General features: G+C 48.6%; 13 protein-coding genes. 4 read left to right on the top strand and 9 right to left on the bottom strand.

The genetic code is table 11. The annotated features are described in order from the left end of the window. Nucleotides 1–21: 21 nt before the first annotated feature. From HMPREF9194_RS08300 to HMPREF9194_RS08290, 3 genes are all read left to right on the top strand, one after another. The gene (locus HMPREF9194_RS08300; protein WP_016525923.1) at nucleotides 22–720 is read left to right on the top strand and encodes a Bax inhibitor-1/YccA family protein; all 699 of its coding nucleotides are present in this window, start codon (nucleotides 22–24) and stop codon (nucleotides 718–720) included. Between the two features lie 230 nt (nucleotides 721–950). Continuing rightward, on the top strand, nucleotides 951–1223 hold the full coding sequence (locus HMPREF9194_RS08295) for a hypothetical protein (protein WP_040846837.1): 273 nt from the start codon (nucleotides 951–953) through the stop codon (nucleotides 1221–1223). Continuing rightward, on the top strand, nucleotides 1192–1548 hold the full coding sequence (locus HMPREF9194_RS08290; protein WP_016525921.1) for a helix-turn-helix domain-containing protein: 357 nt from the start codon (nucleotides 1192–1194) through the stop codon (nucleotides 1546–1548). The genes HMPREF9194_RS08295 and HMPREF9194_RS08290 overlap by 32 nt, the downstream gene beginning before the upstream one ends. On the opposite strand, the gene HMPREF9194_RS08285 is transcribed toward HMPREF9194_RS08290, so the two are convergent. Beyond that, on the bottom strand, nucleotides 1541–2383 hold the full coding sequence (locus tag HMPREF9194_RS08285; protein WP_016525920.1) for a mechanosensitive ion channel family protein: 843 nt from the start codon (nucleotides 2381–2383) through the stop codon (nucleotides 1541–1543). The two genes, HMPREF9194_RS08290 and HMPREF9194_RS08285, sit on opposite strands and share 8 nt — an antisense overlap. 123 nt (nucleotides 2384–2506) lie before the next feature. Here HMPREF9194_RS08285 and rpmB point away from each other — a divergent pair, with 123 nt between their 5' ends. Beyond that, nucleotides 2507–2698 (top strand): 50S ribosomal protein L28, encoded by a 192-nt coding sequence (rpmB, locus tag HMPREF9194_RS08280; protein WP_016525919.1) that lies wholly within the window; start codon nucleotides 2507–2509, stop codon nucleotides 2696–2698. A gap of 217 nt (nucleotides 2699–2915) precedes the next feature. Here rpmB and HMPREF9194_RS08275 read toward each other — a convergent pair whose 3' ends face one another. The 8 genes from HMPREF9194_RS08275 to HMPREF9194_RS08240 form a co-directional block, all read right to left on the bottom strand. Further along, nucleotides 2916–3362: a Fur family transcriptional regulator gene (locus HMPREF9194_RS08275; RefSeq protein WP_016525918.1), complete on the bottom strand. Its 447-nt coding sequence runs from the start codon at nucleotides 3360–3362 to the stop codon at nucleotides 2916–2918. Between the two features lie 61 nt (nucleotides 3363–3423). After that, nucleotides 3424–4338: an MBL fold metallo-hydrolase gene (locus HMPREF9194_RS08270; protein ID WP_016525917.1), complete on the bottom strand. Its 915-nt coding sequence runs from the start codon at nucleotides 4336–4338 to the stop codon at nucleotides 3424–3426. Between the two features lie 9 nt (nucleotides 4339–4347). After that, on the bottom strand, nucleotides 4348–4842 hold the full coding sequence (locus tag HMPREF9194_RS08265; protein ID WP_016525916.1) for a deoxycytidylate deaminase: 495 nt from the start codon (nucleotides 4840–4842) through the stop codon (nucleotides 4348–4350). 20 nt (nucleotides 4843–4862) lie between these two features. Beyond that, the gene (gene uvrB / locus HMPREF9194_RS08260; RefSeq protein WP_016525915.1) at nucleotides 4863–6851 is read right to left on the bottom strand and encodes an excinuclease ABC subunit UvrB; all 1989 of its coding nucleotides are present in this window, start codon (nucleotides 6849–6851) and stop codon (nucleotides 4863–4865) included. Then, nucleotides 6851–8134: a S1C family serine protease gene (locus HMPREF9194_RS08255; protein WP_016525914.1), complete on the bottom strand. Its 1284-nt coding sequence runs from the start codon at nucleotides 8132–8134 to the stop codon at nucleotides 6851–6853. The genes uvrB and HMPREF9194_RS08255 overlap by 1 nt, the downstream gene beginning before the upstream one ends. A gap of 39 nt (nucleotides 8135–8173) precedes the next feature. Next, the gene (locus HMPREF9194_RS08250) at nucleotides 8174–8659 is read right to left on the bottom strand and encodes an arginine repressor (protein WP_016525913.1); all 486 of its coding nucleotides are present in this window, start codon (nucleotides 8657–8659) and stop codon (nucleotides 8174–8176) included. A 123-nt stretch (nucleotides 8660–8782) separates the two neighbouring features. Further along, the gene (locus tag HMPREF9194_RS08245; RefSeq protein WP_016525912.1) at nucleotides 8783–9682 is read right to left on the bottom strand and encodes a CobW family GTP-binding protein; all 900 of its coding nucleotides are present in this window, start codon (nucleotides 9680–9682) and stop codon (nucleotides 8783–8785) included. Nucleotides 9683–9764: 82 nt separating this feature from the next. Next, entirely contained in the window at nucleotides 9765–10820 is a 1056-nt protein-coding gene (locus tag HMPREF9194_RS08240) for an NAD(P)-dependent alcohol dehydrogenase (protein ID WP_016525911.1), read from the bottom strand. Between the last annotated feature and the right edge of the window lie 102 nt (nucleotides 10821–10922).

The raw sequence follows: 10922 nt of genomic DNA, 5'->3' as shown, positions 1-10922 counted from the left end.
TTTCGGAAGGAAGGAAAGTTTATGGAACAAAACGTTCAAACAATCAGCTTAAAACAAGCGAACGAAAGCGTGCGCCGCAAATTCATGAACGGCGTGTACGGATGGATGATGCTTGCCCTCGCCGTAAGCGGCATTGCGGCATTTGTAACGGCGAATACTTCGCTCGTGCGCGTCATATACGGCAACCCGATTATACCGCTTGCCTTGGTTGTCGTGGAACTTATTCTTGTCGGCGTGCTGTCGCTGAGAATCCGCAGCATGAGTTTCGGTGCCGCAGTCGGAACATTTATCGCATATTCGCTTGTAAACGGTTTAACGCTTGCGTCGATATTTTTGGTTTACGCTTCGTCTTCCATCGCACAAGTGTTTTTTGTAAGCGCTTTAATGTTCGGCGGCATGAGCTTATACGGCATGAAAACCAAAAGCGATTTGCGTTCGGCCGGCCGCTATCTTTTTATGGCGCTTGTCGGCATTATCATCGCTTCTCTTGTCAACGTGTTTTTGCGTTCAAGCGGACTTGACTGGCTTATTTCGATTATCGCCGTCGTCGTGTTCACCGGCCTTACCGCGTACGACACGCAAAAACTGATGACGATTTCCGTGTATTCCGACGGAAGCGACAGTTTCAAAAAAGTAGCCGTTATCGGCGCCTTGCAGCTCTATCTCGATTTTATCAACATCTTTTTGTCCCTGCTCCGCCTCTTCGGCAAACGCCGCTGATAAAGTCCCTTTTGTTTTAAGCGCCGATTGATTCCGTCATCCGTCCGGTTATCCGCCGGATGGCGGGACCGTCGACGCAGCATAAAGTATTTGCAACGTATCCTTCCCTGCGAATATTTTAAAGATTGGACAGAAGCATATCAAAAATTACGATTAATCGGCCGGTCTGAATTTGAAGATTACAAAGGATGCCCTTGACGGATACTATCATATATGATAGTATCTGTGTTATGGAGAAGAAGTACAGTGTTGTACTTACAGCCAAAACAAAAAAGATGATAAGAAAAATGCCTGTGGAAATACAGGATGTTTTTACGCTGTTAGTTGAAGATATAAAACAAAACGGCGCAATTTTGAAAAATTGGCGAAACTTTTCCGCTCTCGGCAAAAATAAATATCATTGCCATTTAAAATATAACTGGGTGGCTTGTTGGATATGGGAAAAAGGAACCTTTATAGTGGAGATCTATTATGCAGGTAGTCGCGAAAACGCCCCCTATTGATGTTAAAATTGACGGCAAAGGAATCGAAGCTTTTATAAAAATTATTAAGCGCACTATTCCCGGCGTACAAATTATCGATGATGACATTCCGCAGGATATCGATGATTGGGATTATTACACGGAAATGAAAGCGCGCCTTACCCCTGCGAAAATACTTAAAATACGCCGCGAAAACGCGGGGCTAACGCAGGCGGCGCTTGCCGAAAAATGCGGTATAGCTTCTGCGAATATAGCGCTTATGGAAACCGGTAAAAGGAATATCGGCGTGCGGAGCGCTAAAAAAATAGCCCAAGCGCTCGAATGCCGCCCCGGAGATTTTATTTAATATCGTCTTCCATCTGTACGACCAGTTGATTGAACGGAATTTCTATGCCTTCTTTTTTCAATCGCTCGTCTATATCGATAAAGAGTGAATTGCGCGCGCTGCCGTAATCCTGAACGGAAGTCCATGCAAACAGCGCACAGGAAATACCCGAAGAATCAAAAGCCGTCCATAAAATTGAAGGTGCAGGGTCGGCGACGACAAAGCGATTCTTTTTTGCGGTGTCGATGAGTATCGTTTCGGCTCGCCGCAAATCGGTGTCGTAGGAAACCGACAGTTCCGTTTTTATTCTGCGAAACGGGAAGTGTGAATAATTGATGAGGTTTGCTTTGATTATCGTTTCGTTCGGAACGCGTACATATTGGCTGTCGAAGGTTTTTAAGGCGACCGAAAGCAAATTGATCGACTGCACGGTACCGATAATGTCCTCAATCTCGATAGTGTCGCCGATTTTAAAAGCGCGTTCCGTTATGACGAACAAACCCGAAATAACGTTCGATACCGATGTTTGCGCCGCAAAACCTATGGCGATACCGGCGATTCCGGCCGCACCGAGCAAACCGCTTACGTCTATGCCGAGCCGATGAAAAACGGTTAAAACGATGGTAACGAATGCACTGTAATCGATCGCCTTTTTAATTATGTGCTGCGTTTGCATCGACATCTTTTTAAAAAGAAATTTTTTTGAAAGCGCTTTAAGAATTTTAAAAAAAATGTAGATCAGTGCGAGCGTGCCTATAAACTGCAAAACGCCGAGCAGTTTCTCGGACGTCAATTCGATTTTAATGCCGCTGATTGAAGAAAGCAGCGCTTCTAAAGAAGTCGATAAATTGTTCATAAGCCGAAGTGTAGCACAGCGGCGCAAAAATTAAAAGTCTTGCATTGACTTTATTTTTTTCTTTCGTTATAATTAACACTCACAGTTTATAATTTGAAGAGTTTGGAAAACAGGTGGTTTTTTATGTCCAGAAGATGCGATATTTGCGGCAAAGGCTCTATGAGCGGAAACAAAGTGAGTAAATCATACAACCATGTGCGCCGCACGTGGAGACCGAATATTGTGGAAGTTAAAACCGAAATCGACGGTACAACCACAACTTTAAAACTTTGCACGCGCTGCCTCAGAAGCGGCTACATTACGAAAAAAGTATAATCATCGGTCGCATATTAAATTAAGGAATCTGTCCGAAAACTTCGGTTTTCGGACAGCCAAAAAAAGCGTTCGCAGCCTTTTCGGCAGGGCGCTTTTTTTTATTCGTGCGGAGGGTTTAATACCCCGGCGCTCTGCGCCGTAATAAAGGGTATCAAACCCGACTGCAACCACCTTATGAGAACAACAACCCCGATGCTCTGCGTCGGGGTTGTTGATTTTAAACGCGGGAACAATGTGCGCACAGTCCCCACATATACATTTCGATTTTTTGCGGAACGAAATGTTCGGGCAACGCCTTTAGCGCCGACTCTTTTGTTTTTTCCGTATCTTTTGAAAAGATGTCATATACGTTTCCGCATTTTGTGCATTTAAAATGCCAGTGGTCGCTTATGTCGGCATCGTAGCGCAGTTCGTCATTTTCGATCGCAATACTGCGTACCAAATGCTTTTTTTCGAGCAATTTCAGCGTGTTGTATACCGTCGTTTTGGACAGCGTCGGAATGGACGGCGCCAAGGCGAGGTATAAGGCGTCCGCGGTCGGGTGAATGTCGTTTTCAGCCAAATAGCGGTATACGGCAAGTCTTTGTATGGAAGGACGGATGCCGTTTTTACTTAACAGCTGCACGGTATCGATAGTTTTTACTTCGGGTGTTATTGTATTCATTTCAATTATGATATTACATCGGAAAACCGAGTATGTCAAGCGGAAATAAAAATGTATGCTTTCAGCAATATAGTGTAAGGCCGTCGAAGGCGGGCTCGATGCGCATGTCTTTGCGGTCAATATGCAAGTCGGCGCGATATTTTTTTATTTTGCGGATAATATCGCGGTGCGAATGCTCGTGGCATATGTGAGTGAACCACGTGTTTTTTGCGCCGATCTTTTTTGCGTACTCGAGGCTTTGCGAAAAACTCAAATGCGTAGGATGCGGCCTTTCACGGAGCGAATCGATGACCAAGTGTTCCGCACCGCGTATAAGGTTCAAGGATTCTTCGCCGATAAAGCTGCAATCGGTTATGTACGCAAAAAAGGCACCGCTTTTGTTCGGATTGTCGGAAGCGGTATCGCGTATTTTCCAGCCGCAGGTTTTGAGCGTGCCGTGCAAAAGCGGAACGCTTACGATTTTAAGACTGCCGATGCGAAGCGGATTATCGTCGGTAAAGCTTTCGGCGTCGAGCAGGTTCAGCATGGGCTTGTCGCCCGCGCCGGACTTCGGCAAAAAAATATAACTGAAACGTTCCCGTATGTCGCAAAGGGTATTTTTGTTTGAATATACCGGTAGGCTTTTGCGCTGATTTTCCGCTGCGGACGCGGTTTCCCCGTTATGCGCCGTTTCGGCTTGCATGTTGCGGCTGTGCGCGGGGTAGGAAAAAATGCGCAAATCGTCTATACCGTGCAAATGGTCGGCATGGCTGTGCGTCATCAAAACCGCGTCGACCTTATCCAACTTTGCGTTCAAAGCCTGCATTCTGAATTCGGGGCCGGTGTCTATAACGATTGACGTTCCGTCGTTCGCCCTTACGAAGACGCTCGCTCTCATACGCTTGTCTTTTGTGTCGGGCGAGCGGCACACCTTGCATGTGCAGGCTATAACGGGAATACCGTGGCTGGTTCCCGTTCCCGCAAGATATATTTTCATCTTTTTTGCCTATTGATTGTCGTATTTTTCGACGCTTTCATCCACATATTCGAGCGGTATGCCGGCCGTTTTGAACATTTGTTCGCTTTCTTCGCCCGCATGATATTTTTTTTCGCATACGATGCGCTTTATGCCGCAGTTTATGAGCATCATCGCGCAGGTTCTGCACGGGGTCATTTTACAGTAAACGGTCGCTCCGTCTATCGAAACGCCTCGGCGCGCCGCCTGGCAAATGGCGTTTTGTTCGGCGTGAACCGTGCGCACACAGTGCATGGTAACCGTTCCGTCTTCGTGCAGCATTTTTTTCATTTCGTGGCCGACATCGTCGCAGTGGGGCAATCCCGCAGGAGAACCTACGTAGCCGGTCGCCAAAATCTGATGATCTTTTGCGATGACGCAGCCGGATTTACCGCGGTCGCAGGTGGCGCGTTTTGCGATGGCACGGCACACTTCCATAAAATATTCGTCCCAGCTGGGGCGCTTTTCTTTTTGCATTCCGTTCATATTGCAACTCCCGTTTGTTATCAGGCAAATTGACGTTTTATTTCTTCGATTTCATCGCGGATAACGGCGGCTTCTTCGAACTCAAGCCGTTCGGCATGTTCGGCCATTTGTTTTTCCATAGCTTTTAAAAGCTTTTTGCGCTGGCCGGGAATGAACATGTTTGTCGCGGCTTTTATAACCGAAAGTTCGGTGTGTACGATTTCCTTTTTTTCTTCGTTTTGGCGCACCAAAATGTCGCCGACGGCTTTTGCAACGGTTTTCGGCGTTATGCCGTGTTCTTTGTTGTACGCTTCCTGAATGGAGCGGCGCCGCTTCGTTTCGTCCAAAGCTTCTTTCATCGCGTCGCTTACGCGGTCGGCATACATAACGACCATGCCGCTGCTGTTGCGCGCCGCCCGTCCGATAATCTGCACCAAACTGGTTGCCGAACGCAAAAAGCCGATTTTGTCGGCATCCAAAATCGCGATAAACGAAACTTCCGGCAAATCGATTCCTTCGCGCAGCAAATTGATGCCGACAAGCACGTCGAATTCGCCGGCGCGCAGCGCTTTAAGTATTTCGACGCGTTCGATCGTTTCGACTTCGGAGTGTATGTATTTTACTTTCAGGCGCAGTTCATCCAAATATTCGGTTAAATCTTCGGCCATTTTTTTGGTAAGCGTCAAAATAAGGGAACGCTCGTTGTTCGCAATGCGCCGCTTTACCTCTTTGTAAATGTCCTGCATTTGCCCTTCGCTCGGCCTGACTTCGACAATCGGGTCCAAAAGGCCGGTGGGCCTGATAAGCTGCTCGACGACGCGGCTGCTGCGCTTGATTTCTTCTTCGCGCGGAGTGGCGGATACGAAAAGCGTTTGGTTTAATTTTTTTTCGAATTCGGCAAATTTGAGCGGGCGATTGTCCAGCGCGCTCGGCAAGCGGAAGCCGAAGTTTATGAGGTTTGTTTTGCGGCTGCGGTCGCCTTCGTACATCGCTCCGATTTGCGACAGCGTAACGTGCGACTCGTCTATCATGCACAAAAAATCGTCGGGAAAATAATGCAAAAGCGTTGCGGGCGGCTGACCGCGCTCCCTTCCCGTAATGGGGCCGGAATAGTTTTCGATTCCGGGGCAATAGCCCATTTCGGCAAGCATTTCCAAATCGTAGGTGGTGCGCGTTTTTAAGCGTTCGGCTTCGAGCGTTTTTCCCTGCGAACGCAAAAATTCGACCTGTGTTTCCAATTCGGCTTTGATGCGGTCTTGAGCCGACAAGAGCATTTCCGGCGGCACGACAAAGTGCTTGGCGGGGTAGAGCATAAGCTCGTCCATATCTTCGCGGATTTCGCCGCTTATCGGATCGAAGCGCTTGATTTTGGAAACTTCTTCCCAGTCCAATTCTATGCGGTAGGCTTCGTGCATGTATGCGGGAAATATTTCCAACACGTCGCCGCGGATGCGGAAATTGCCGCGCTCGAATACCGCGTCGTTCCGGTCGTACTGCAGCGATACGAGTTTGCGCGCAAAGGTTTCGGGAGTTAAGCGTTCGCCTTTTTCGATGTGAATGCTCATTTCGCGGTAGATTTCGGGCATGCCCAAGCCGTAAATGCACGAAACGGTCGCCACGACGATAACGTCGCGCCGTTCTACGAGCGAATAAGTTGCGCTCAAACGCATGCGGTCTATTTCGTCGTTTATCGACGCGTCTTTTTCGATGTATAAATCGCGGGCGGGCACGTAGGCTTCCGGCTGGTAATAGTCGTAGTACGACACAAAATATTCGACCGCGTTATGCGGAAAAAATCCTTTGAATTCGCGGTACAGCTGAGCCGACAGGGTTTTGTTGTGGCTGATGATGAGGGTCGGGCGTTGCACGCGTTCGATGATTTTCGCCATTGTAAAGGTTTTGCCCGAACCGGTAACGCCTTTGAGCGTTTGAAAGCGCTCTCCGTTCAAAAAGCCCTGAGAAAGCTTTTCGATTGCCTGCGGCTGATCGCCTGAAGGTTCGAACGGAGATTCGACTTTAAAAGGCCGCACTATTGCGCCTCGCTTAAGGTGACGATTACGTTTTCGCTTTTTTTGCCGCGCTGAATGGTTACCGTTATCTTGTCGCCGGGTTTTTTACTTTCCAAAAGCGAATAATAATCGGCATAACCCGCTACGGCCGTTCCGTTTATTGCGGTAATCACATCGCCGCCGATGTAGAATACGACACGGTTCCTGCGGCCGCTTGCGTACTGCACCGCTTCGGTTCCGCCGCGCAAACCCGCTTTTTCGGCGTTGCCGCCCTTTGTCAATTCGGATATCAAAAGTCCCGAAGAAACCGAAAGCTTTGCATACGAGGCTATAGCCGGCGTAAGCTGTACAAGCACGGCGCCCGGATCAAGCACGCCGCGGCGCACCTTTCCGTATTGAATCAAATCGGACACAACCCGTTTTGCCGTGTTGACCGGAACGGCAAACCCGATGCCGGCGGAGCTTCCCGATGTGGAATAAATCATCGTGTTTATGCCGATCATGCGTCCCTGCGTGTCCAAAAGCGGCCCGCCGGAGTTTCCCGGATTTATCGCCGTATCGGTTTGAATCATATCGCGTATGATGTTGCCGGACGAAGACTGAATGGGGCGTCCCAAACCGGACACGATGCCGGTTGTCATTGTCCGCTCCAAACCGAAGGGGTTGCCGATCGCGATGAGTTTTTGCCCGACCTTCAGCGAATCGGAATTGCCGAACGCGATTGTTTTTAATTCGGTGCCGCGGTTCGGTTCGAATTTTAAAACGGCGATGTCGCTCGCACTGTCCTGGCCGACAACGGTTCCTTCGTGCTGGCTGCCGTCGGAAAGCGAAATGTAAATTTTGTATGCGTTTTCGATTACGTGCACGTTCGTAACGACATAGCCGCGCTTGTCGATGATGGAGCCGGATCCCGAACCGCCGTCCTGCGGAACCGGTTCCAAAAACCAGTTAACCGCCATAACCTGCGTGTTTATGTTTACGACGGCTTCGTTGCAGCGGTCGTAGACGGAAATATTTTGTACTTCGTCCTGCGTGTACGATGAAGTTTTATCGGCAATTAAAACGCCCGCGCTTTGTTCCGATGTTTGAAGTACAAAGGAATTTTCGTCTTCGGGGTTTGAAAGGCTTTGGTATGCCGAACCGTCGGCGGAAACGTTTTCCGCTCCGTTTTTTTTGCCTGAAATACCGGCGGTTAAATCGGGCAGCGCTTTGCCCGAAAAAAACAAAGCCGAGCCGATTAAAACACAGGCGCATGCCGTTAAAAACGCTGCAAAGAAAATATGGCGTTTGGTATACAGTTTCATACGTAAAGTATAGTAAAAAAAACGATAAATATCCAGCGCTTATGTGCGCACCTTATTCCGTTCCGGCAATTCGGGAATTTTTTCTTTTAAGTTTTGCAAAAAACGCTCGCCGCTTACGTTTTCTTCGAGGCACACGAAGATACAGTTATCGCCGGCAAGCGTACCCAAAACGCCTTCTACGGCAAGGCAGTCCAGCGCTTCGGCAACCGTATTCGAATGTCCCGAATGCGTTTTGATAACGACCGTATTGCCCGAATATCTGATTGACGTATAACCGCGCAAAAAGTCCTGACTGTATAAATGTTCCGTGCGCGTTTCGTCTTCGGGCGGCAGCGTGTAAATATAGCCTTTTTCACCGTCGGGGATTTTTCCCACTTTTAGTAACTTCAAATCGCGCGACAGCGTCGCCTGCGTTACTTCAAATCCTTCGTTTTGCAAAAGTTCGAGCAGGACGGTTTGCGATTCTATTTGCCGCGTTTTTATAAGATGTTTGACGGCTTCAAGCCGTGTCGAACGCTTTTTCACGGTTATCCTCGATTACATATTTATACACTCATAATGCATAAAGCTTTTTCTTTTGTCAAGGATAAAATATGCGGAAAATACAATCGACCGACATGGCAGCGCAGCCCAAGATAAATGCCGTGCTCAACTTTTTACGAAGAGGGTGTGTAAGGCGTTTTTGTCCAAGTCTTTACCGATGACGGTCATTTTCGCTTGAGCCATGGGAGTGCAGGTTTCTATGTTGTAGCGCTTGTCCACGATGTCGAATTTGGCCCATTGGCCGTTTATGGGAACAAAGCCTTTTACGCGGTATATGCGCCCGAAGCGGTCCGAAATCAGCACCGAAAGGTTGCCGATGAGCTCGTCAATCGAATCCATATTGATGCCGGTAAAACCGATTGTTTCCAAGTCGGGCGTATCGGAAAGATTTGCCTGTGTGCGCGCGTTTTTGCCGGCAAACGCATTTTTATGTATGTCCAGTAAATCGCTCCACCATTGCGCGTCGGCGGTGTCGTATGTTACAATGCGCGCATCGGGGTTTATCGCCGAAAGCGTTTTGACGGCCTTTTCCGTATCGGCCGCGCTCGAGTTTTCGGTTTTGGAAAGCACGATGTACGAAGCGTTTTTTATTTGGTCGGCGTAAAATTCGCCGAATGTTTTCAGGTATGAATCGACACAGTTTATATCGACGACGGTAACCGGTTTTAAAAGCCGGATGCGTTCATATTCTATTTTAAGCAGATTGGTAATGACGGAACTCAGGAGGCCGACTCCCGTCGGTTCGACGATCAAATAATCGGGATCCGCGCTGTTTGCGATGGTCAGTACGGACATCGCAAAATCCGATTTCAGCGAACAGCAAATACAGCCTTCCGTCAGTTCCCATACTTTTAAACGGTTTTGTTCCAAAAGGTTTCCGTCAATGCCCTGTTCGCCGTATTCGTTTTCCATAACGGCAAACTCTCTGCCCGATTTTTCCGCAAGTTTTTGAATAAAGGTTGTTTTGCCGGCGCCCAAAAAGCCCGATACGATCAGTATGTTCATATGTTGTAAGGAATTGAAGCGGGGAGCGGGACGAAAACGACCGTCCGGTATTTTTGTCCCGTGCTCTCCCTGCTTTGTATTTTTAGATAATAACGACCGGTTTAATCAAATCGGCGGGTTTATCTTTCATTAACATAAGCGCGTCTTCAACGTGTTTGAAGCCCTTGAATTTGTGCGTAATCAGTTTTGAAAGATCTAGTTTGCCGACCGAAACCAGGCTGCTCAATTTTTCCATCCGCAGTCTTCCGCCGGGCATCAGGCCGCCGTTAATCTGCTTGTGTCCCATACCGACACCCCATTCGACGCGCGGAATCTTGATGTAGGTACCTTCACCGAGATAGTTTACGTTGCCGATTTTTCCGCCCGCTTTTAAGCATTTTACGGCTTCGTCGAAGGTATCGACCGTACCGCCGGCGATAATGACTTTGTCGACGCCTTTGCCGTGCGTTAAGTCCAAAACCTGCTTGTCGATCGGGCCGTTTTTGTAGTTGATGATATCGGTCGCGCCGTAGAATTTTGCGGCTTCGACACAAGCGGGGCGGCTTCCGACCGCGTACAGTTTGGATGCACCGCGCAAGTTCGCACCGGCAACCGACATAAGTCCGACCGGTCCGATTCCGATAACCAATACGGAATCTCCGTACTGAACGTCGGCAAGTTCCGCTCCGTGGAATCCGGTGGGAACCATGTCCGACAACATCGGCGCATATTGGATTTCTACGCCGGCGGGTATGTGGGCGAGGTTTCCGTCCGCGTCGTTTACGTGGAAGAATTCGCCGAACACGCCGTCTTTGAAGTTCGAAAACTTCCAGCCTGCAAGCATGCCGCCGGAGTGCATCGAATAGCCGGCCTGAGCTTCAAGCGAGTTCCAGTCGGGAGTAATAGCGGGAACCAAAACCTTGTCTCCGGGCTTAAAATCCTTAACCAGCGTACCGACTTCTACGACTTCGCCGCAGCCTTCGTGGCCCAAAATCATGTTGTGCCGATCTCCGATTGCGCCTTCCCATACCGTGTGCACGTCGGACGTACACGGGCTGAGCGCCAGCGGCTTACAAATCGCGTCCATCGGACCGCATTTGGGTGTCTCTTTTTCGATCCAGCCGGTTTGGCCGATCTTGAGCATCGCAAATCCTTTCATACTAAAGCCTCCTTACGTATCTTTCAGTATACCGATAATATTATATCGTAAAAGCGTTCCTTTGGCAATACTTTATGCGAATTTATACGAGAAAAATATATC

The sequence above is a fragment of the Treponema maltophilum ATCC 51939 genome, from assembly GCF_000413055.1.
Taxonomy (GTDB): Bacteria; Spirochaetota; Spirochaetia; order Treponematales; family Treponemataceae; genus Treponema_C; species Treponema_C maltophilum.
The sequence above is the reverse complement of the archived record's forward strand: the minus strand, read 5'-3'. Positions and strand labels throughout refer to the sequence as shown.